Source organism: Streptomyces synnematoformans (assembly GCF_039531005.1).
Taxonomy (GTDB): Bacteria; Actinomycetota; Actinomycetes; order Streptomycetales; family Streptomycetaceae; genus Streptomyces; species Streptomyces synnematoformans.
The window spans coordinates 1-20,009 of sequence record NZ_BAAAPF010000032.1 but is presented as its reverse complement, the minus strand read 5'-3'; the positions used below and the strand labels follow the sequence as shown (position 1 = coordinate 20,009).

Here is a 20,009-nt window from a genome sequence, read left to right as displayed (position 1 = left end):
GGAGGCCCCAGGTGACCACGCCCACCGGCCCGCCTGCCCCGTCGCCCGCGGCCGTGGACCCGCTGAAGCACGTGCGCGACCCGGCGGATCCGGCCATCGACGTGTATCTGACGGGGACGGTCTTCCTCGACATCGTCTTCACCGGCCTGGACAGCGCGCCCGTCCGCGGCACGGAGTCCTGGGCCCGCGGCATGGGCTCCAGCCCCGGCGGGGTGGCGAACATGGCGACGGCCCTCGCCCGCCTCGGCCTGCGCACGTCGCTGTCCGCCGCCTTCGGCGACGACGTCTACGGCGACCACTGCCAGGAGGCGCTGGCCGGCGAGGGCATCGACGTGTCCCTGTCGCGCACGTGCCGCGGCTGGCACTCGCCGGTGACCGTCTCCATGGCGTACGACGGCGAGCGCACCATGGTCTCCCACGGCCACGAGGCGCCGCCCCCGGACGAGCCCCCGAGCTGCCCGCCGGCCAGCCGCGCCTGCGTCGCCTCCCTCGACCCGGGCCGCCGGCAGCCGTGGATCGCGCAGGCCGCGCGGCACCGCAGCCGCGTCTTCGCCGACGTCGGCTGGGACGGCACCGGCCGCTGGGACCTGGCGGAGATACCGGAGCTGGCCCACTGCGAGGCGTTCCTGCCGAACGCCGCCGAGGCCATGCGCTACACCGGGACGGACTCGCCGCGCGCGGCCGCCCACGCGCTCGCCGCGCACGTGCCGGTGGTGGTGGTCACGATGGGCGCCGACGGGGCGTACGCGGTCGACGGCGCAACGGGGGAGAGCGCCGAGGTGCCGGCGATATCCGTGACCGCCCTGGACACCACCGGCGCCGGGGACGTGTTCGTCGCCGGCTTCGTCGCCACGTCGCTCGCCGGCTACCCGCTGGCCGACCGGCTGGCGCTGGCAGGGCTGACGGCGGCGCTGTCGGTGCAGGAGTTCGGCGGCTCGCAGTCGGCGCCGGGCTGGACGGAGGTGGCGGCCTGGTGGGAGCGGGTACGCACGGTCGAGGAACAGGACCCCCAGGCCCTCGCCCGGTACGCGTTCCTGGACGGCATCACGCCCTGCGCCCCCCGCCGCTGGCCGCTGCGCCGCGCGGTCCCGACGATCGGCTTCCGCCCGGAGCGGGCGGCCCCGTAGGGAGCGGCGGGTTTCGGCGCCCGCGCCGGGCCGGACCCCGGGGCCCGGTCAGGTGCGGGTCGTGGTGTGCACCTCGCCGTCGGGACCGGCCAGCAGGACCGGGGTGCCCGGGCCGCCGAGGTCGCGGACGGCGGCCAGGTCCGCGTCCGCCGGGGCCGCGGCCTCGGTGACGACCGCCGCGGCCTCCAGCGAGGTGGCGCCGCTGGCGACGGCCATCGCCACCGCCGTCTGCAGCGCCGTCAGCGGCAGGGAGTCCAGCGCCACGGTGCCGGCGACGTACGTACGGCCGGTGCCGTCCCGCACCGCCGCGCCCTCCGGCACGGCGTTGCGCGCGCGGGTGCTGCGGGCCAGGGTGACGATCTTGCGGTCCTCGGGGTCCAGCGGGCTGCTCTCGCTCATACCGGCGAGCATACGAACCCCCGGCCGCCCCCGCCCACGGGGCCACCCCTCAGCCCGCGATGTTGCGCAGGCCCTCCCGGCGCCCCTCCGGGGACGCCAGCCACCGCAGCTTCTCCGCGGTGTCCGTGCCCTCCGCCGCGTTGTGCAGCACGATCGTCAGATCCGGGCGGGCCGGCAGCTGCAGATGCGTGCTCTCCAGGAACAGCGTGCCCGCGAGCGGGTGCTCGACCTCCTTCGCCGTCTGCCCGGCGGCGGCCACGTCCCCGCTGCTCCACAGCTCGCGGAACTCCTCGCTCCGCTCCGCCAGTTCGTCCACGACCAGCCGGAAGCCCTCGTCGTCCAGCCGCTCCGCCATCGCCGCCCGGTACTCGGCGACCACGATCGGCGCCGTCTGCGCCCAGCGCGTCGAACGGGCCCGGTACACGGGGTCGGTGAAGAAGTTGACCAGGCAGTTCTCGGAGATCTCCGGCCGCATCCCGAAGATCACGGCCGCCGCGTCGTTGTACGCGATCGTGTTCCAGTAGGCGTCCATGATGTGCCCCGGGAGCGGCATCCAGCTGTCGATGACCCGCTTCAGCCCGTCGCACAGATGGTCCGGGGCGTACTCCGCCGTCCGCGGCGGCGGGTTGAGCCCGGCCAGCACGTACAGGTGCCGCCGCTCGACGTCGCCCAGCCGCAGCACCCGCGCCACCGCGTCGAGCACCTGCGGGGAGACCGTGATGTCCCGTCCCTGCTCCAGCCACTGGTACCAGCTGGCGCCCACGCCCGCGAGCACCGCGACCTCCTCGCGGCGCAGCCCCGGCGTGCGGCGCCGGGCGCCGCCGTCCGGCAGCCCCGCCTCGGCCGGGCTCACCCGCGCCCGCCGGGTCATCAGGAACTCGCGCAGCTCACGGTGCCGGCGGGACCTCATGCCGCCCCCGGACGGCGTGACGGTCGCTGCCATCGATCCCCCTCGTCCGTAGCTGGTGGTACGGCCACCAGGATAAGTTCCCGCTCCCCGGCCAACCGCGGGCCGCCGGACTCTGTTCCCATGCGATCCGAGACCACGACCCCGGCCGTCGGCGAGAAGACGGCCGCCCCGACCCCGGCCGCCGCCGCTCCCCCCGACGCCCCCGTCAGCTTCAGCGGGCGGGCCCGGCTGGTGCTCCTCGTCCTCTGCGCGTCCCAGTTCATGGTCGCGCTCGACTTCTCCATCCTCAACGTCGCCCTCCCCGAACTCGGCGCCGACCTCGGCCTCGGCCAGGCCAGCCTGCAGTGGGCCGTCACCGCCTTCGCCCTGCCCTCCGGCGGCTTCCTGCTGCTCTTCGGCCGCGCCGGCGACCTCTACGGCCGCCGCCGGCTCTTCCTCACCGGCCTCGTCACCTTCGCCGCGGCCTCCGTCCTCGCCACGTTCGCCTGGAACTCCGCCTCCTTCCTCGCCGGCCGCGCCCTCCAGGGCCTCGGCGCTGCCGCCCTCGTCCCCACCGGCATGGCCCTGCTCACCACCGGCTTCCCCGAGGGCCCGCGGCGCTCCCGGGCGCTGAGCATCATGGGCAGCATCATGGCGCTCGGCTTCACCGCGGGCATGCTCCTCGGCGGCGTGCTCACCGAGGCGTTCGGCTGGCGCTCCACGATGGCGCTGCTCGCGATCGCCGCCCTCGCCGTGCTGGCCGTGGCGCCCGGCGCGCTCGCCGAGAGCCGCCCCGACCGCCGCCCCCGGCTCGACGTCCCCGGCGCCGTCGCCGTCACCGGCGGCCTCCTCGCGCTGATCTACGCCCTGTCCACCGCCGCCGAGCACGGCTTCGGCCGGCCCGACGTGCCCCTCACCCTCGCCGCCGGCGCCGTGCTGCTCGCCGCGTTCGTCGCCGTCGAGGCCAGGACCGCCGAGCCGCTGGTGTCGCTGCCGCTGCTGCGCCGCCCGACGGTGGCGTGGGGCGCGCTCGGCGGGCTGGCCACGTTCTCGATGATGAGTTCCGTCGTCTTCCTCTGCACGCTCTACCTGCAGGAGATCCGCGGCATCAGCGCCCTCGACACCGGGCTGGTCTTCGGCGTCATGGGCCTGGCCGCCGCCGTCGGCGGCAGCGTCGCCCCGCGGCTGGTGGCCCGCTGGGGCCCGCACCGCACGCTGCAGGCGGGGCTGCTGGCGCAGGGCGTCACCACCGCGCCGCTGGTGCTCGTCGGCGGCTCGTCGGCCGGCGTGTGGCTGGTGACCGTCTTCGGCGCGGTCGCCGCGTTCTTCCACCTCTGGGCGATCGTCGCGTACGGGCTGACGGTGACCTCGGGGGTGCCCAACGAGCGGCAGGGGCTCGCCACCGGCGTCGTCACCAGCGCCCAGCAGCTCGGCATGACCGTCGGCATCCCGCTGCTCAGCGCCCTGGCGGCGAGCCGGAGCGGGCTGCTCGACGGCGTGCGGCTGGGCCTGGCGGCCGACGCCGCGGTGCTGGTCGCGGTGGCGTTGCTGACCGCGGCGGGCCTGCGCCGCGGAGCCGCCCGCGCGGCGGCGTAGCGGGGGGGGCGCGGGCCCGGCGGGCGGAACGCGCCGGGCCCGCGCCCCCACGCGACGCCGTACGGGCGCGGGAGGACGCCCGCACCGTACGGAACGGCCCCGCCGCTACGCCCCTTCCCCGTCCTCCTCCGCCACCACCCGCACCGGCTCCACCAGCACCGTCACGATCCTGTTCCGCCGCCCCGCCGGCGACTCCGCCGTCAGCCGCAGCGCCCGCAGCCCCGGGTCCGACCCGTCGTGCGTCACGTCGACCTCCGCCGTCGCCCCCGCGATCGGCACCCGCCCCAGCTGCTTCGCCAGCAGCCCGCCGACGGTCTCCACGTCCTCGTCGTCCAGCTCCAGGTCGTACAGCTCGCCCAGGTCGCCGATGTCCAGCCGGGCCGTGACCCGGTAGCGCCCGCCGCCCAGCTCCGCCGCCGGCGGCAGCTCCCGGTCGTACTCGTCGGTGATCTCGCCGACGATCTCCTCCAGGATGTCCTCGATCGTCACGATGCCCGCCGTCGAGCCGTACTCGTCGATGACGACCGACACGTGGATCCGCTGCCGCTGCATCTCCCGCAGCATGTCAGCGGCCCTCTTGGTGTCCGGCACGAACGCCGCCGGCCGCATCGCCGTCGACACCAGCTCCGCCTCGGCCTCCCGGCTGATGTGCACCTTCCGCGCCAGATCCTTCAGATACACCACGCCGACGACGTCGTCCTCGCTCTCGCCCGTCACCGGGATCCGCGAGAAGCCGGAGCGCAGCGCGAGCGTCAGCGCCTGCCGGATCGTCTTGTACCGCTCGATGGTCACCACGTCCGTCCGCGGCACCATCACCTCGCGCACCAGCGTCTCGCCGAGTTCGAAGACGGAGTGGACCATGCGCCGCTCGTCGTCCTCGATCAGCGACTCCTTCTCCGCCAGGTCCACCATCGCGCGCAGCTCCGCCTCCGAGGCGAACGGGCCCTGGCGGAATCCCCGGCCGGGGGTCAGCGCGTTGCCGAGCAGGATCAGCAGCCGCGGCACCGGCCCCATCACCCGCGCCAGCGGCAGCAGCACGTACGCGGCGGCCGTGGCCGTCACCGCCGCGTGCTGCCGCCCGATGGTGCGCGGCGAGACCCCGATCGCCACGTACGAGACGAAGACCATCGCGGCGATCGCGACCGTCAACGCCTCCCAGGTACGGTCGAAATAGCGCAGGCAGCCGTACGTGACGAGCGCGCCCGCCGCCATCTCGCAGCCCACCCGCACCAGCAGCGCCACGTTCAGATAGCGCACCGGGTCGGACGTCACCGCCAGCAGCTTCGCCGAACCGCGCCGCCCGGCCCGCACCGAGTCCTCGGCGGCGATCCGCGTCGTACGCGCCAGCGCGGTCTCCGCGCACGACGCCAGCCAGCCGATCCCCACGAGCACGACCGCCGCGGCGATCAGCCGGGCGGTCATCGCTCTGTCGGCGCGGGTGACGGCCCGGTCGCGCCGCGCTCGGCGCGCCAGCCGTCGACGATCGCCTTCTGCAGGCCGAACATCTCGGCCTTCTCCGCGGCGTCCTCGTGCTCGTACCCGAGGAGGTGCAGCACCCCGTGCACGGTGAGCAGCTGCAGCTCCTCGTCCATGGAGTGCCGGGTCGGCGCCGCGGCGCCCTGCCGCCGGGCGACGTCGGGGCACAGGACGACGTCGCCGAGGAGCCCCTGCACGGGCTCCTCGTCGTCCTTGGCGGGCGGACGCAGCTCGTCCATGGGGAACGACATCACGTCCGTCGGCCCCGGCTCGTCCATCCACTGCACGTGCAGCTGCTCCATCGCGGCCGGGTCGACGAGGATCACCGACAGCTCGGACAGCGGGTGGACGCGCATCCGCGCCAGCGCGTACCGGGCGACGTCGAGCACGGCCTCCTCGTCGGCCTCGGCCCCGGATTCGTTGTTGACCTCGACGGACACGGGTCTACGCCTTGCCGTTCCTGTCGTCGCCGGTGGTGACGTCGTACTTGTCGTACGCCTCGACGATGCGGCTCACCAGCTTGTGCCGGACGACGTCGTGGCTGGTGAGCGTGGAGAAGTGCACGTCCTGCACGTCGCCCAGGATGCCCTGCACCTGGCGCAGCCCGCTGCGCGTCCCGCCGGGCAGGTCGACCTGGGTGATGTCACCGGTCACGACGATCTTGGAGTTGAACCCGAGCCGGGTGAGGAACATCTTCATCTGCTCGGGGTTCGTGTTCTGCGCCTCGTCGAGGATGATGAACGCGTCGTTCAGGCTGCGGCCGCGCATGTACGCCAGGGGGGCGACCTCGATCGTGCCCGCGGCCATCAGGCGGGGGATCGAGTCCGGGTCCAGCATGTCGTGCAGCGCGTCGTACAGCGGGCGCAGGTACGGGTCGATCTTCTCGTACAGCGTGCCGGGCAGGAAGCCGAGCCGCTCGCCGGCCTCGACCGCGGGGCGGGTCAGGATGATGCGGTTGACCTGCTTGGACTGCAGGGCCTGGACCGCCTTGGCCATGGCGAGGTAGGTCTTGCCGGTGCCGGCGGGGCCGATGCCGAAGACGATGGTGTGCTTGTCGATGGCGTCGACGTAGCGCTTCTGGTTGAGCGTCTTCGGGCGGATCGTCTTGCCGCGGTTGGACAGGATGTTCTGCGTCAGGACCTCGGAGGGTGCGTGGTGGCCGCCGGCCTCGTCGTCGCGGTCGGACTTGAGCATGGCGATCGTGCGCTCCACCGCGTCCTCCGTCATGGGGGCTCCGGTGCGCAGGACGAGCAGCATCTCGTCGAAGAGCCGCTGGACGAGGGCCACTTCCTCGGGGGCGCCGACGGCGCTGACCTCGTTTCCCCGCACGTGGATGTCGGTGCCGGGGAACGCCTTCTCGATGACCCGCAGGAGGGAGTCTCCGGAGCCCAGCACGGTCACCATGGGGTGCTTCGCCGGGACGGTGATGTGGGCGCGGGCTTGTCCCTCTTCGGGGCTGCGGCTTACGGGTGTCTGTGTCATGGGCCGGCCCTCGGGCCTGAATCTCATCCCACTTCTCGGCTCGCGTAACGGGAGAAGGGCCCGCCGGACGGAACCGCGCCCGGCGCCCCGGCGCCTGCTCCACGCGCAGGCCCTGACGCCATCGTAACGGGGCGGGGTGCGGCTGTGGCCAGTGAGTTTCGAGGACGGTACGCCAGACGTGTGGGGGCCTGCTCAGGGGCCACCGCGGTACCAGGGCAGGACCCGGTGACCGCGCGGCTACGCCGCCGGGGGCGCCTCCCGGAACGCCGCCGCGAACTCCGCGACCGCCCGCCGCCCGTCGTCCGCCCGCCACACCAGCGCCAGCTCGCACGGCGCCAGCCCCCGCACCGGCACCGACACGACGTCCGGCCGCGGGTACAGCCGCGCGTTGCCTCCGCCAGCAGCACCACGCCCAGCCCGGCGCCCACCGCCTCGAACACCTCCTCCGGCGACGAGGCCTCCAGCCCCACCACCGGCTCCCGCCCGCCCCGCTCCGCCGTGCCGAGCCAGAACTCCCGCAGCGGCCCCGCCGACCGCGGCAGCGCCACGAACGGCTCGTCGAGCAGCTCCGCGAAGTCCACCTCGGCCCGCCCCGCGAAGCGGTGCCCCGCCGGCAGCGCCACCCACCGGTCCTCCCGTACGAGCACCTTCGCGGTCAGCTCCGCGCCCACGCCCGGCACCGGCAGCCAGCAGAACGCCGCGTCGACGCCCCCGCCGGCGAGCCCCGCGGTGGGGTCCTCCCAGTTCACCAGCCGCAGCGAGATCAGCCAGCCGCGCTCGCGGAACCGGCCCAGCACCTCGCGCTGCAGGTCCCGCCCCACCGCCGTCTGCATGCCCACCGCCAGCGACTCCGCGGGCCCGGCCGTCCGCGCGGCCCGTACCGCCTCCGTCCAGCCCGCGATCAGCTCGCGCACCGCCGGGAGCAGCGCGGCGCCCTGCGGGGTGAGCGCCACGCTGCGGGCCCGGCGCTCGAAGAGCGGGTAGCCGAGCTGCCGCTCCAGCGCCCTGACCTGCTTGGACAGGGCGGGCTGCGAGACGTAGAGGCGCTCGGCGGCGCGGGTGAAGCTCAGCTCCTCCGCGACCGCCGCGAAATAGCGGAGATCGCGTACATGGACGTCCATAGCTATCGGTTATAGCTGTAGGTCTTGGACGCCGCCACGGGATTCCGCGGAGGCTGGCGGGCATGACGACAGCTTCGAACACCCTTCCCGTCCGCACTCTCGGCTCCCTCGAAACCCCGGCGATCGGCTACGGCGCGATGGTGCTCTCGCCCGGCGTGTACGGCGAGACCGACGACGAGCGCGGCGTCGCGGCGGTCCGCGCGGCGCTCGACGCCGGCGCCACCCATGTCGACAGCTCCGACGCCTACGGCCCCGACGGCCACAACGAGCGCCTCCTCGGCCGGGCCCTGGCCGGCCGGCGCGACGAGGCGGTGGTGGCGACGAAGTTCGGGCTGAGCCTGCCCGAGGGCGCCGAGGGCCGGGCGCATCCGGTCGGCTACGCCTTCGGCAACCTCGTCGTCAACGCCGAGCCGCGGTACGTGCGCGGCTACGCCGAGAGTTCGCTGCGCAACCTGCGGACCGACCGCATCGACCTGTACTACGCGCACTTCCCCGACCCGGCGGTGCCGATCGAGGACACGACGGGCGCGATGGCGGAGCTGGTCGCCGAGGGCAAGGTCCGCCACCTGGGCCTGTCCAACGTCACCGCGGAGCAGCTGCGCCGCGCGCACTCCGTGCACCCGGTCGCGGCGGTGCAGGCGCAGTGGTCGATGTGGACGCCGGTCGACCCGGACCTGCACGCCGCCGCGCGGGAGCTGGGCGTGGGCGTGGTGGCCTGGGGGCCGCTGGGCACGGGCTTCCTCACCGGCTCCGTGACGGACGTGGCGGACGGCGACTTCCGCCGCAACATCGGCGCCTTCGACGCGGCGAACCTCAGGGCCAACCACGACCGCTTCGCGCCGCTGCGCGCGGTCGCCGCCGACGTGGGGCTCACCCCGGGGCAGCTGGCGCTGGCCTGGCTGCTGCACCAGGACGACCACGTCGTGCCGATTCCGGGCAGCCGGACGCCGGCGCACATCGAGGAGAACGTGGCGGCGGCGCGCGTCGAGCTGCACGCCGACACCCTGGCGCGGATCGGCGGGATCCTCGCCGGGCTGGCCCCGGAGGGCGGGGCGCGGCTGCTGGACGGGTAGGACCCGGCGCCGGGCGGGTGCCGGCGGCCCCGGCCGGGTGCGGGCGGCGCGGGCGGCATGGGCGTGCGGGCGGCGCGGGCCGGGCGGTCGGGGAGAATGCTCTTCATGACCGCCTCTGACTCCGGGCACCGCTCCGGCTTCGCCTGCTTCGTCGGCCGGCCCAACGCCGGCAAGTCGACCCTGACCAACGCGCTGGTCGGCCAGAAGGTGGCCATCACCTCCAGCCGCCCGCAGACGACCCGGCACACCGTGCGCGGCATCGTCCACCGCCCCGACGCGCAGCTGGTGCTCGTCGACACCCCCGGCTACCACAAGCCGCGCACGCTCCTCGGCCGGCGGCTCAACGACGCGGTGCGCGGCACCTGGGCCGAGGTCGACGTGATCGGCTTCTGTGTGCCGGCGGACGAGAAGGTCGGGCCGGGCGACCGGTTCATCGCCGGCGAGCTGGCCGCGCTGCGGCGTACCCCGAAGGTCGCCGTCGTCACCAAGACGGACCTGGCCGACCCCGACACGGTCGCGGCGCAGCTGGTGGCCGTGGACCGGATGGCCAAGGACCTGGGCTTCGAGTGGGCCGAGCTGGTGCCGGTCTCGGCGGTCGAGGACAAGCAGGTCGGCCTGCTCGCCGACCTGCTGGTGCCGCTGCTGCCGGAGGGCCCGGAGCTGTACCCGGACGGCGAGCTGACCGACGAGCCGGAGCAGGTGATGGTCGCCGAGCTGATCCGGGAGGCGGCCCTGGAGGGGGTGCGGGACGAGCTGCCGCACTCGATCGCGGTGGTGGTGGAGGAGATGGAGCCGCGCGAGGACCGCCCGGCGGACCGGCCGCTGCTGGACATCCACGCCAACCTGTTCATCGAGCGCGACAGCCAGAAGGGGATCGTGATCGGGCCGAAGGGCCGGCGGCTGAAGGAGATCGGCACGCAGGCCCGCGGGCACATCGAGGCGCTGCTGGGCACGCCCGTGTACCTCGACATCCATGTGAAGGTCGCCAAGGACTGGCAGCGGGACCCGAAGAAGCTGCGCCGGCTGGGCTTCTGAGCGGGGGGCGCGCGGAGGCGCGCCGGTCCCGTGCACGAGCCGTACGAGCCGGGCGGCCGGCGTACGCGCCGGGCCGGGCCGCACGCGCGCGGCCGTACGGTACGCGGCCGTGTGGTGCGCGCCGGCCGCGGTCGGCGCGTACCGCCGCTCAGGACGGCGTGCGCGCCGACGTCAGCAGCCGCTCCACGTCCGCCCCGGGCAGCTGCAGCGCGTCCCCGACCACCACCAGCGTCTCCCACTCCGGCGGCGTGTACGCCCCGTCCGCCAGCGCGATGCGCGCGCCGCCCAGCAGGATCGACTCCCGCCCCGCGGGCACCAGGTGCGGCGTCAGCGGGGCCAGCGTCTCGTGCAGCTCCGCCTCGAAGTTCCGCCGCTCCGCGGGGCTTTCCGCGCACAGGTCGGGCATCCGCCCGGAGTCGGCCTCGATGGCGGCCAGCAGCGTCAGCAGCTGCTCCTCCGTGCAGTCGCCGTACCCCGCGGTGCGGACCGCGGCGACGGCGGCGCCGCGGACGGCGGGGGAGGAGGTGCCGCCGGCGTGGAGCACGGCGAGCGCCACGGCGTGCGTGGCGTCGCGCAGCAGCAGCGCGAAGCGGGTGGAGGTGGGTTCGGCGAGGGCGGCGGGGGCGAAGTGCCCGCCGCAGTCGGCGCATTCGACGACGGGGCCGGCGTCGCCGCGCGGCAGCACGGGTAGGCCGAGGACGGTGAACCACCGTCTGCCGCTGAGCCGGCGGTAGTTGCGGTCGCCGCCGCAGCCGGGGCAGAAGAACTCACCGTCGGACTCGGTGTGCCAGGACGTCCGCACGCCGGCGAACCGGCGGAGGAAATGCGTCACGTCGACCTCCATCACGCTTCGGCAACGCTGCCGCGCTGACGTGATGCTAACCACACCGGCCGACATCGTCAGCCCTCGTACACGTCAACCGGTGCGAACGAGCCGCGCCCCGCGCCCCCCGGCCGCGGTCGGCGGTGGGCGCGGGGCGCGGCGGTGCTCCCGGCGGTGCTCGCGGCGGCCGTCAGCGGGCGGCGCGGTTGACGGCGGAGACGACCGCCTTCAGCGACGCGCGCGTGGTGTTCGCGTCGATGCCGATGCCCCACAGCACCTTGCCGTCGACGGCCACCTCGATGTACGAGGCCGCCTGCGCGCTGGCGCCCTCGCTCATCGTGTGCTCCTGGTAGTCCAGGAGCCGGGCGTCGATGCCGATGCCCTGCAGGGCGTGGAAGAACGCGGAGATCGGGCCGTTGCCGGTGCCGACCAGGGTGGTCTCGGCGCCGTCGACGTCGGCCCGCACGGTGAGGGTGTCGACGCCGTCGCGGTCGGTGGTCGTCTGCCCGCCCCGCAGCTGGATGCGCCCCCAGGGGTTGCCGGGGTTGGGCAGGTACTCGTCGCGGAAGGTGTCCCAGATCTGCGCCGGGGTGACCTCGCCGCCCTCGGCGTCGGTCTTGACCTGGATGATCTGGGAGAACTCCACCTGCATGCGCCGCGGCAGGTCGAGGTGGTGGTCGTGCTGCAGCACGTACGCCACGCCGCCCTTGCCGGACTGCGAGTTGACGCGGATGACCGCCTCGTAGGAGCGGCCCACGTCCTTGGGGTCGATGGGCAGGTACGGCACCGCCCACGCCATCTCCGCGACGGGCTTTCCGGCCTGCCGCGCCTTCGCCTCCATCGCCTCGAAGCCCTTCTTGATGGCGTCCTGGTGGGAGCCGGAGAAGGCGGTGTAGACGAGGTCGCCGACGTAGGGGTGGCGGGGGTGGACGCCCATCTGGTTGCAGTACTCGTAGGTGCGCCGGATCTCGTCGATCTCCGAGAAGTCGATCATCGGGTCGACGCCCTGCGAGAACAGGTTCATGCCCAGGGTGACCAGGTCGACGTTGCCGGTCCGCTCGCCCTGCCCGAACAGGCAGCCCTCGATGCGGTCGGCGCCCGCCATGAGCGCCAGCTCGGCGGCGGCGACGGCGGTGCCGCGGTCGTTGTGCGGGTGGACGGACAGGCAGACGTGTGCGCGGCGGGACAGGTTCCGCGACATCCACTCGAAGCGGTCGGCGTGCGTGGACGGCGTGGAGCGCTCCACGGTGGCCGGCAGGTTGAGGATGATCTCGCGGCCGTCCTCGGGCTGCCAGACGTCCATGACGCCCTCGCAGACCTCCAGCGCGAAGTCCAGCTCGGTGTCGGTGAAGATCTCCGGGCTGTACTGGTAGCCGAAGACGGTGCGGTCGTCGAGCAGCTTCTCGGCGTACTCCACGACCAGCCGGGTGCCGTCGACGGCGATCTGCTTGACCGCGTCGCGCGAGCCGCGGAAGACGACCTCGCGCCAGACGGGCGCGGTCGCGTTGTACAGGTGGACGGTCGCGCGGTGGGCGCCGTGCAGCGACGCCACGGTGCGTTCGATCAGCTCCTCGCGCGCCTGGGTCAGGACGGAGATCGTCACGTCCTCGGGGATGGCGCCGTCCTCGATGATGGAGCGTACGAAGTCGAAGTCGGTCTGCCCGGAGGAGGGGAAGCCGACCTCGATCTCCTTGTAGCCCATGCGTACCAGCAGGTCGAACATGGCGCGTTTGCGCGTCGGCGACATGGGGTCGATCAGGGCCTGGTTGCCGTCGCGCAGGTCGGTCGACAGCCACCGCGGGGCGCGGGTGATGCGGTTGCCCGGCCAGGTGCGGTCGGGGATGTCGACGGCCTCGTACGGGCGGTAGCGGTGCACCGGCATGCCGGAGGGCTGCTGCCGGACGGTGGCGGCGGTGACGGGGGTACCGCGGCCGACGGTGTTACCGGGGTGGTCCATGGTGACGTGGGCTCCTTCGCGCGAGCTGGTTCGTCGACCGACGGGTGGCAGCACCAGACTCCGCGGGGAGGGGGTCGGTCTACGACTGCAGACCCTCGCCGCGGCGGCTAAGAAGAAGCAGCCCGTAACGCACGATGCCGACCAATGTAGCCGAGCGCGCCGACGACGGCCGATCAGTATCACGATGCGAGACCCCGCGCAGAGCCCCGCCACCCGAAATCGCTAACATCCGCTGCGAGGAGTGACAACACTATTACTTAGTGCCACATTGCGAGCCATGGACGCCACCTCACGCACCCCGGTCTTCTGCACCATCGTGCCGCCGCACATCCTCGACAAGCTGGCCCGCGGCGCCGACCCGGACCTGGCCGACCGCGCGCGCCGCACCCTGGAGCGCGACGCCCTGCAGCGCACCCGCCGCCGCATCACCACCGTCCGCGCCGCCGCCCCGCCGGCCGCGCGCACGGCGCCGGAGGACGCGACGCCCGAGCGCACGGTCTACGACGCCCGCGGAACCCAGGACCTGCCCGGCACCGAGGTCCGCGGCGAGGGCGCGGAACCCGTCGAGGACGCCACGGTCAACCGCGCCTACGACGGCCTCGGCGCCACCTTCGACCTGTTCCTCAGCGGCTTCGCGCGCGACTCCGTCGACGGCGCCGGACTGCCGCTGAACGCCACCGTCCACTACGGCGAGGACTACGGCAACGCCTTCTGGGACGGCGAGCAGATGGTCTTCGGCGACGGCGACGGCGAAGTGTTCCTCGACTTCACCCGCTCCCTCGACGTCATCGGCCACGAACTGACCCACGGCGTCACCCAGTACACCGCGAACCTGGAGTACTTCGGCCAGTCCGGCGCGCTCAACGAGTCGGTCTCCGACGTCTTCGGCTCCCTCGTCAAGCAGTACGTCCAGGGCCAAGCCGCCACCGACGCCGACTGGCTCATCGGCGCCGACCTGCTCGCCCCCGGCGTCTCCGGCACCGCGCTGCGCTCGATGAAGGCCCCCGGCACGGCCTACGACGACGACGTCCTCGGCCGCGACCCGCAGCCGGCGACCATGGCGGACTACGTCCACACCTCCGCCGACAACGGCGGCGTCCACATCAACTCCGGCATCCCCAACCACGCCTTCTACCTGCTGGCCACCGACCTCGGCGGCAACGCCTGGGAGGCCGCCGGCCGCATCTGGTACGACGTGCTGACCGCCGGCGGCCTCCCCACCGACGCCGACTTCGCCGCGTTCGCCGCCGCCACCGTCACCGCCGCCGAGGCCCGCTACGGCGACGGCGACGAGCGCGCCGCGGTGCTCGGGGCGTGGTCGAAGGTCGGCGTCCCCACCGACGCGGAGGCCACCGTGCCCCGCCAGACCCCGGCCCCGGAGGGTGCCCCGCCGCCGGCGGGGTAGGGGTGGGCTGCGCGTCACCTCGCCGGTGGCCGGAGCGCCCGCGGGCTTCGCCCGGCGCGCGTCGTATCCGCGCGCCCGGCGTGCCCGCGCGTCCGCCGGCGTCAGGGCGTGCGGGCCTGCGCCTCCTGCTGGACCTCGTTGGGGATGGCGCCGCCGAAGCGGCGGTCGCGGGAGGCGTACTCCACGCAGGCCCGCCACAGGTCCCGGCGGTCGAAGTCGGGCCACAGGATGTCCTGGAAGACCATCTCGGCGTAGACGCTCTGCCAGATCAGGTAGTTGGAGGTGCGCCGCTCGCCGGAGGGCCGGATGAACAGGTCCACGTCCGGCATGTCCGGGTGGTAGAGGTACTTCGCGAAGGTGCGCTCGCTGACCTTCCTGGGGTCGAGCCGGCCGGCGGCGACCTCGTGGGCGATGGCGGCGGCGGCGTCGGCGATCTCGGCCCGGCCGCCGTAGTTGACGCACATGTAGAGGGTCATCGCGTCGTTGCCGCGGGTCTGCTCCTCGGCAACCTGGAGTTCCTGGACGACGCTCTTCCAGAGCTTGGGCATGCGCCCGGCCCAGCGGATGCGTACGCCCATGGCGTCGAGTTCGTCGCGGCGGCGGTGGATGACGTCGCGGTTGAAGTTCATCAGGAAGCGCACCTCGTCGGGTGAGCGTTTCCAGTTCTCGGTGGAGAAGGCGTACACGGAGAGGTTCTTCACGCCCAGTTCGATGCAGCCCTTGACGACGTCGAGGACGACGGACTCGCCGACCTTGTGGCCCTCGGTGCGCGGCAGGCCGCGCTCCTTGGCCCAGCGGCCGTTGCCGTCCATGACGATCGCGACGTGCCCGGGCACCAGCTCGCCCGGCAGCTTCGGCGCCTGGGCGCCGGAGGGGTGCGGCTCGGGCGCCTTGTACGCGCTGCGCCGCCGCGTCAGGGAAGTGCCGCGCATCCCTCGTCGTGCCATGTGCCGTGCTCTCCCGTTCCTCGACGTGGCCGTCGTCCCGCTGCTCCGCGGGCGGCCGCCGGCCGCCCGCCTCTTGCCCGCCTCCTGCCCGCTGCGCGGCGCCCGAGTCCCCCCGGCTACCTCTCGACGTGGCGCAGCGAGCGCAGACCCCGCTCCAGATGCCAGTGCAGATAGGCCGAGACGAGGCCGCTGCCTTCTCTGACGTGATGCGTGCCACAGCGGTCGGCGGTCTGCCAGTCGCCGGTCAGGAGTGCGCCGAGCAGCGCGAGCACCTCGGGCGACGGTACGACGCTACCGGGGACCCGGCAATCACCGCACAGCACTCCCCCCGCCGTGACGGAGAAGAACCGGTTGGGCCCGTCGAGGCCGCAGCGGGCGCAGTCGCGGAAGCTGGGGGCGTAGCCGTTGACGGCGAGGGAGCGCAGCAGGTAGGCGTCGAGGACCAGCTCGGGGGCGTGGGCGCCGCCGGCGAGGGTGCGCAGTGCGCCGACGAGCAGCAGGTACTGCTGGGTCGCGGGCTCGCCTTCCTGGTCGGCGAAGCGTTCGGCGGTCTCCAGCATGGCGGTGCCGGCGGTGTAGCGCGCGTAGTCGCCGACGATGGCGGCGCCGTAGGGGGCGATGGTCTCGGTCTGGGTGCACATGGGCAGGCCGCGGCCGACCAGGTCGCTGCCGCGGGCGAAGAACTGCACGTCGACGTGGCAGAAGGGCTCCAGCCGGGCCCCGAACTTCGACTTGGTGCGCCGTACGCCGCGCGCCACGGCGCGGACGCGGCCGTGGCCGCGGGTGAGCAGCGAGATGATCCGGTCCGCCTCGCCCAGCTTCTGGGTGCGCAGCACGATGCCGTCATCGCGGAACAGGGTCATGCGCCCATTCTTGCCTACGCGGCCGGTTTCCCGCCCCGCCGGTGCCCGCCCGGAGCCGGACGGGCCCCGGGGCGGGACGGGCCCGGGCGCCGTCGCCCGGGCCGGCCCCGCCGGAGCGGTGCCGCGGTGTTACCGCGGGTCGACGGTGTCGAGCGGCAGCCGGAGCCGCTGCCCCCTGGGCACGTCGGCGTTGCCGTTGCGGACGCCCCGCAGCTCGCCGGGGCTGAGGGCGCGGTCGTAGACGCGCATGTCGTCGAGGTAGCCGTGGAATCGGTTGGCGCCGTCGAGGCGCTGGCCGATGTCGATGCCGCCGATGCCGAACTCCTTGCCGGCGGTGGGCGAGCCGGGCGGGGCGTCGGCGGCGAAGGCGGTGCCGTCGACGCTGAGGGTGAGCTTGCCGCCGGCGCGCTGCAGGGTCACAAAGTGGAAGGCGTTGTCGTTGTACGCCCCCGTGGTCTGGACGCTCACCGCGGCCTGCTCCATCTGCATGCGGGCGATGATGCGGTCCCGCTCGGGTTCGGCGCGCAGCCAGACGGACGGGGCGTTGCCGCCGACCCCGTAGGCCCACATGATCGCGTGCGCGCCGTTGGTGCGGCCGTACTTGAACCAGCCGGTCCAGGTGAAGTCGCCGTCACCGACGTCGAGGGAGTCGTTCCACGGGACCTCGACGCGGGCGTCGACGTGGTCGTCGGCGTTGTCGAGGTAGAGGGAGTTGCCGAACCTGCCGGGGCGCAGGACGGAGCTGCCGCGGACGTAGGCGGTGTTGTCGCTGCGCGAGACGTCGGGCGTGGTCGCGCCCGGGGCGGGAGCCGGCTGCGGCGGCGGGTCCTCCTGCGGCTGGTCGAGGAAGGCGTCGTTGAAGCGGGCCCAGCGGATCGTCTCGTACGGGCTGGCGGTGCCGGCCTCGTAGAGGAGGCCGACGCGGTCCTCGGCCAGCTCGACCATGTCGGAGTAGGCGGTGGGGCCCCAGTGGATGACGCGGCCCTCCTGCCAGGGCTCCCAGGTGCGGCCGTCGTCGTGGGAGGCCCGTACGGACATGACCTTGCGGTCGGCCGGGTGCGCGGGCAGCGAGGCGAGGACCTCGTCGCCGTGGCGCAGGGTGGCGCCCTGCACGACGGGGCTGACGAGGCTGGGGGTGATCTCGAAGGGCGCGTCCCAGGTGACGCCGCCGTCGCTGCTGACGGCGGCGGCGCGGTTGCCGGGGTCGGTGCCGCGTTCGTCGCGGGCGGCGGCGTACACGGAGCCGTCCTCGCGCTCGAACAGGCTGAGTTCCTGGGGTTTGACGTCGGGCGGCTGGGTGCCGCGGGTGTCGTCGGCGCCCAGCTTCCAGTTCAGGCCGCCGTCGTCGCTGTACACCAGGTGGGCGCCCTGGCGGCCGTCGAGGCCCTGGTGGTTGCCGCCGACGAGCAGGCGGCCGGCGTGCTCGCCGGTGGCGAGCTGGAGTCCGTGGCCGGGGCCGGTGGCGTACCAGCGGTCCCACTCGGGCCTGGACAGCTCGGCGGCCATGGAGCGGGCGGGGGTCCAGGTGCGGCCGTTGTCGGTGGAGTGCTGCAGGTAGGGGGTACGCCTGGTGTCGTCGGCGCCGGGGTTGTGGGTGCTGAGGAGGGAGATGCGGCCGCTCTCGCGGTCGACGACGGGTGCGGGGTTGCCGCGGGTGTCGCCGTCGCCGGAGAGGACGACCTGCGACGCGGTCCAGGTGTCGCCGCCGTCGGTGGAGCGGCGCAGCACGATGTCGATGTCGCCCTTGTCGCTGCAGCTGTCGACGCGGCCTTCGGCGAAGGCGAGGAGGGTGCCGTCGGCGGCTTCGACGACGGCGGGGATGCGGTAGCAGGAGTAGCCGCCGGTGCCGCCCTGGTAGAGCACCTCCTCGCGGAACTCCGGGGCGGCCTGCGGGGACCGCTGCGCGGCGGCGTGCGGGGCGAGTGCGGTCAGTGTGGTGCCGAGGACCGCGGCGCAGGCGGCGAGGACGGCGGTGCGCCGGGGGCGGGGGCTTCTTCGTCGGGACCGGTCCTGGGCGGGTGGCGCGAGGCGTGGCTGCATGGGTGCGACTCGCTTTCGTCGGGGGATTCGTCCGGTTACGCAGACAGTTGGATAGCCCATGTCCTACGTAGGACGTGGGATGTCCATCGGCGTAACTTAGAGGCGGCCCCTCGTACGGTCAAGAGTTCGTATGGAGCAACCCGCGGTTCCCCCGCCGCACATGCCTGCGCCGCTCATCCGACGCCGCGCATCGCCTTCCCGGCGCGCGCCTCGATGCCGCGGAAGTGGGTGGTCATCGCGGCCTGTACGCGCTCGCGGTCGCGCGCCCGCAGCGCGGCGACGATCTCCTTGTGCCGGCGGGCGGTGCCCGTCGGCGAGGGGTCCTTGGCCCAGCCGCGGGCGCCGGCCACGCGGTGGAAGACGTTCCAGAACGCCCCGAGGAGCTGCGGGACCAGGGTGTTGCCTATCGAGCGGTAGAGCACCTCGTGGAACTCGCGGTCCTCCTCGGGGAAGACCTCACCCTGCCCGGCCCGGGTCATCATGCGCGCGACGATGGCGTCCAGCTCGTCCAGGTCTTCCTCCGGGATGCTCTTCACCACCCGGCTGACCAGGCCCTCTTCGAGTATTTCGCGGACCTGGAGGATCTCGGTGAGGGCGTGGGCGTCGTCGCCGCCGAGCTGCACCAGGGTGCGGAACGTCAGCCCGTCGGCGAGCGGCGTGAGCGACGCCTCGCCGACGTACGTGCCGTACCCGTGGCGGATCTCGACGATGTCGAGGGCCTGCAGCGCCTTGAGCGCCTCGCGTACGGAGTTGCGGCTCACCCCCAGGTCGTCCATCAGCTCGGTCTCGGTGGGCAGCACCGCGCCGGGGCGCAGTCCCCGGTCGAGGATCAGCTGCATGATCTCGCGCTGGATCTGGCCGCCCATGCGCTTCCTGCGGTCCGAACGCGGCTGGGGGTGCTTCAGCTCCTGGGGCATGGCGGTATCGTACGCACAAGGAGGGACATCCTACGTGTGATACGTGAGGTTCATCCGGAAGATGCGGAAGATCCGGGAGTGATCAGCCCGGATTCGTAGCCGATGACGACCAGCTGCGCCCGGTCACGCGCCCCCACCTTGCCCATGATCCGGCTCACATGGGTCTTGGCCGTCAGCGGCGACAGCGCCAGCGCCTCGGCGATCTCGGTGTTGTTCAGCCCGCGGGCCACGAGCATCAGCACCTGCCGCTCGCGTTCCGACAGCGCGCCCAGCGCCGCCCCGCCGTGCTGCGTCGCGGACGGCTGCGGCGCCTCCGGCAGCCGCACCAGGCGCTCGATGAGCCGGGCCGTGGGGCCCGGCGAGAGCAGCGCGTCGCCGGCGGCGACGGTGCGGATGGCCTCCAGCAGCGCGGCCGGCTGGGTGTCCTTGACCAGGAAGCCGGAGGCGCCGGCGCGCAGCGCGGCCATGATGTGCTCGTCGGTGTCGTAGGTGGTGAGCACGAGCACCCGCACGCCCGCCAGGTCCTCGTCGGCGGCGATCAGCTGGGTGGCCTCGATGCCGTCCAGCTCCGGCATCCGCAGGTCCATCACCACCAGGTCGACGCGTTCGCTGCGGGTCAGCGCCACGGCCTCGCGGCCGTTGCCGGCCTCGCCGACGACCTCCATGTCGGGGGCGGAGTCCACGAGCATGGCGAACGCCTTGCGCACGAGGGTCTGGTCGTCGGCGAGCAGGACGCGGATGGGCTGCGCGGTCATGCGGTGCGGCTCCTGTCGGTGAAGGCGGTACGCGGCCCGGCGCGGCCGGGGCCGGGGCCGTCGGGGGCCTCGGCGGGGGCGGCTTCGACGGTCTCGACCCCCAC

Annotated in this window: 17 protein-coding genes and 1 pseudogene; 5 read left to right on the top strand and 13 right to left on the bottom strand. The window is 73.8% G+C overall.

What is annotated here, in order from left to right; all coding sequences use genetic code 11:
* The first annotated feature begins 11 nt into the window (after positions 1–11).
* Positions 12–1,127, top strand: coding sequence for a PfkB family carbohydrate kinase (locus tag ABD317_RS08575; protein WP_425582311.1), 1,116 nt, complete (start codon positions 12–14; stop codon positions 1,125–1,127).
* A gap of 48 nt (positions 1,128–1,175) precedes the next feature.
* Here ABD317_RS08575 and ABD317_RS08570 read toward each other — a convergent pair whose 3' ends face one another.
* A complete protein-coding gene (locus tag ABD317_RS08570; protein ID WP_344289190.1) occupies positions 1,176–1,538 on the bottom strand; it encodes a cytidine deaminase in 363 nt (120 codons plus the stop codon).
* 37 nt (positions 1,539–1,575) lie between these two features.
* Complete coding sequence (locus tag ABD317_RS08565; protein ID WP_344289189.1) at positions 1,576–2,469, bottom strand: helix-turn-helix transcriptional regulator; 894 nt, start codon at positions 2,467–2,469, stop codon at positions 1,576–1,578.
* An 87-nt stretch (positions 2,470–2,556) separates the two neighbouring features.
* Here ABD317_RS08565 and ABD317_RS08560 point away from each other — a divergent pair, with 87 nt between their 5' ends.
* Entirely contained in the window at positions 2,557–4,011 is a 1,455-nt protein-coding gene (locus ABD317_RS08560) for an MFS transporter (RefSeq protein WP_344289188.1), read from the top strand.
* A gap of 105 nt (positions 4,012–4,116) precedes the next feature.
* On the opposite strand, the gene ABD317_RS08555 is transcribed toward ABD317_RS08560, so the two are convergent.
* From ABD317_RS08555 to ABD317_RS08540, 4 genes and pseudogenes are all read right to left on the bottom strand, one after another.
* Entirely contained in the window at positions 4,117–5,433 is a 1,317-nt protein-coding gene (locus tag ABD317_RS08555; RefSeq protein ID WP_027753334.1) for a CNNM domain-containing protein, read from the bottom strand.
* Positions 5,430–5,927, bottom strand: a complete 498-nt coding sequence (ybeY, locus tag ABD317_RS08550; protein ID WP_344289187.1) for an rRNA maturation RNase YbeY — start codon at positions 5,925–5,927, stop codon at positions 5,430–5,432. Before ybeY ends, ABD317_RS08555 begins: the two co-directional genes overlap by 4 nt.
* A gap of 4 nt (positions 5,928–5,931) precedes the next feature.
* Positions 5,932–6,969 (bottom strand): PhoH family protein, encoded by a 1,038-nt coding sequence (locus tag ABD317_RS08545; RefSeq protein ID WP_344289186.1) that lies wholly within the window; start codon positions 6,967–6,969, stop codon positions 5,932–5,934.
* Positions 6,970–7,206: 237 nt separating this feature from the next.
* A pseudogene (locus ABD317_RS08540) lies at positions 7,207–8,090 on the bottom strand (LysR family transcriptional regulator).
* A 62-nt stretch (positions 8,091–8,152) separates the two neighbouring features.
* On the opposite strand from ABD317_RS08540, the gene ABD317_RS08535 reads away from it, so the two are divergent.
* A complete protein-coding gene (locus tag ABD317_RS08535; protein WP_344289183.1) occupies positions 8,153–9,163 on the top strand; it encodes an aldo/keto reductase in 1,011 nt (336 codons plus the stop codon).
* Positions 9,164–9,268: 105 nt separating this feature from the next.
* Positions 9,269–10,198 carry a GTPase Era gene (gene era / locus ABD317_RS08530; RefSeq protein WP_344289182.1) on the top strand — a complete coding sequence of 310 codons (930 nt, stop codon included), beginning with the start codon at positions 9,269–9,271 and terminating at the stop codon, positions 10,196–10,198.
* A 148-nt stretch (positions 10,199–10,346) separates the two neighbouring features.
* On the opposite strand, the gene ABD317_RS08525 is transcribed toward era, so the two are convergent.
* Positions 10,347–11,042, bottom strand: a complete 696-nt coding sequence (locus ABD317_RS08525; protein ID WP_027753328.1) for a TerB family tellurite resistance protein — start codon at positions 11,040–11,042, stop codon at positions 10,347–10,349.
* 169 nt (positions 11,043–11,211) lie between these two features.
* Positions 11,212–12,978, bottom strand: coding sequence for a 2-isopropylmalate synthase (gene leuA, locus ABD317_RS08520; RefSeq protein WP_344289181.1), 1,767 nt, complete (start codon positions 12,976–12,978; stop codon positions 11,212–11,214).
* A gap of 277 nt (positions 12,979–13,255) precedes the next feature.
* Here leuA and ABD317_RS08515 point away from each other — a divergent pair, with 277 nt between their 5' ends.
* On the top strand, positions 13,256–14,383 hold the full coding sequence (locus ABD317_RS08515) for a M4 family metallopeptidase (RefSeq protein WP_344289180.1): 1,128 nt from the start codon (positions 13,256–13,258) through the stop codon (positions 14,381–14,383).
* 101 nt (positions 14,384–14,484) lie between these two features.
* Here ABD317_RS08515 and ABD317_RS08510 read toward each other — a convergent pair whose 3' ends face one another.
* The 5 genes from ABD317_RS08510 to ABD317_RS08490 all read right to left on the bottom strand — a co-directional run bounded on the left by ABD317_RS08510 (position 14,485) and on the right by ABD317_RS08490 (position 19,905).
* The gene (locus ABD317_RS08510; protein ID WP_344289179.1) at positions 14,485–15,330 is read right to left on the bottom strand and encodes an isoprenyl transferase; all 846 of its coding nucleotides are present in this window, start codon (positions 15,328–15,330) and stop codon (positions 14,485–14,487) included.
* A 116-nt stretch (positions 15,331–15,446) separates the two neighbouring features.
* On the bottom strand, positions 15,447–16,193 hold the full coding sequence (gene recO / locus ABD317_RS08505; RefSeq protein ID WP_344289178.1) for a DNA repair protein RecO: 747 nt from the start codon (positions 16,191–16,193) through the stop codon (positions 15,447–15,449).
* Positions 16,194–16,322: 129 nt separating this feature from the next.
* Positions 16,323–18,233, bottom strand: coding sequence for an exo-alpha-sialidase (locus tag ABD317_RS08500; protein ID WP_344289177.1), 1,911 nt, complete (start codon positions 18,231–18,233; stop codon positions 16,323–16,325).
* 173 nt (positions 18,234–18,406) lie between these two features.
* The gene (locus ABD317_RS08495) at positions 18,407–19,099 is read right to left on the bottom strand and encodes a FadR/GntR family transcriptional regulator (protein ID WP_344289205.1); all 693 of its coding nucleotides are present in this window, start codon (positions 19,097–19,099) and stop codon (positions 18,407–18,409) included.
* A gap of 101 nt (positions 19,100–19,200) precedes the next feature.
* On the bottom strand, positions 19,201–19,905 hold the full coding sequence (locus tag ABD317_RS08490; RefSeq protein ID WP_344289176.1) for a response regulator: 705 nt from the start codon (positions 19,903–19,905) through the stop codon (positions 19,201–19,203).
* Positions 19,906–20,009: the final 104 nt, after the last annotated feature.

What these genes read in the sequence shown, in the direction of transcription:
- ABD317_RS08510 (WP_344289179.1), bottom strand. Translation starts at nt 15,330, where the DNA reads ATGGCACGACGAGGGATGCGCGGCACTTCCCTGACGCGGCGGCGCAGC.
- ABD317_RS08545 (WP_344289186.1), bottom strand. Translation starts at nt 6,969, where the DNA reads ATGACACAGACACCCGTAAGCCGCAGCCCCGAAGAGGGACAAGCCCGC.
- ABD317_RS08490 (WP_344289176.1), bottom strand. Translation starts at nt 19,905, where the DNA reads ATGACCGCGCAGCCCATCCGCGTCCTGCTCGCCGACGACCAGACCCTC.
- era (WP_344289182.1), top strand. Translation starts at nt 9,269, where the DNA reads ATGACCGCCTCTGACTCCGGGCACCGCTCCGGCTTCGCCTGCTTCGTC.
- recO (WP_344289178.1), bottom strand. Translation starts at nt 16,193, where the DNA reads ATGACCCTGTTCCGCGATGACGGCATCGTGCTGCGCACCCAGAAGCTG.
- leuA (WP_344289181.1), bottom strand. Translation starts at nt 12,978, where the DNA reads ATGGACCACCCCGGTAACACCGTCGGCCGCGGTACCCCCGTCACCGCC.
- ABD317_RS08500 (WP_344289177.1), bottom strand. Translation starts at nt 18,233, where the DNA reads ATGCAGCCACGCCTCGCGCCACCCGCCCAGGACCGGTCCCGACGAAGA.
- ABD317_RS08565 (WP_344289189.1), bottom strand. Translation starts at nt 2,469, where the DNA reads ATGGCAGCGACCGTCACGCCGTCCGGGGGCGGCATGAGGTCCCGCCGG.
- ABD317_RS08495 (WP_344289205.1), bottom strand. Translation starts at nt 19,099, where the DNA reads ATGGGCGGCCAGATCCAGCGCGAGATCATGCAGCTGATCCTCGACCGG.
- ABD317_RS08555 (WP_027753334.1), bottom strand. Translation starts at nt 5,433, where the DNA reads ATGACCGCCCGGCTGATCGCCGCGGCGGTCGTGCTCGTGGGGATCGGC.
- ABD317_RS08525 (WP_027753328.1), bottom strand. Translation starts at nt 11,042, where the DNA reads ATGGAGGTCGACGTGACGCATTTCCTCCGCCGGTTCGCCGGCGTGCGG.
- ABD317_RS08535 (WP_344289183.1), top strand. Translation starts at nt 8,153, where the DNA reads ATGACGACAGCTTCGAACACCCTTCCCGTCCGCACTCTCGGCTCCCTC.
- ABD317_RS08560 (WP_344289188.1), top strand. Translation starts at nt 2,557, where the DNA reads ATGCGATCCGAGACCACGACCCCGGCCGTCGGCGAGAAGACGGCCGCC.
- ABD317_RS08570 (WP_344289190.1), bottom strand. Translation starts at nt 1,538, where the DNA reads ATGCTCGCCGGTATGAGCGAGAGCAGCCCGCTGGACCCCGAGGACCGC.
- ABD317_RS08515 (WP_344289180.1), top strand. Translation starts at nt 13,256, where the DNA reads ATGGACGCCACCTCACGCACCCCGGTCTTCTGCACCATCGTGCCGCCG.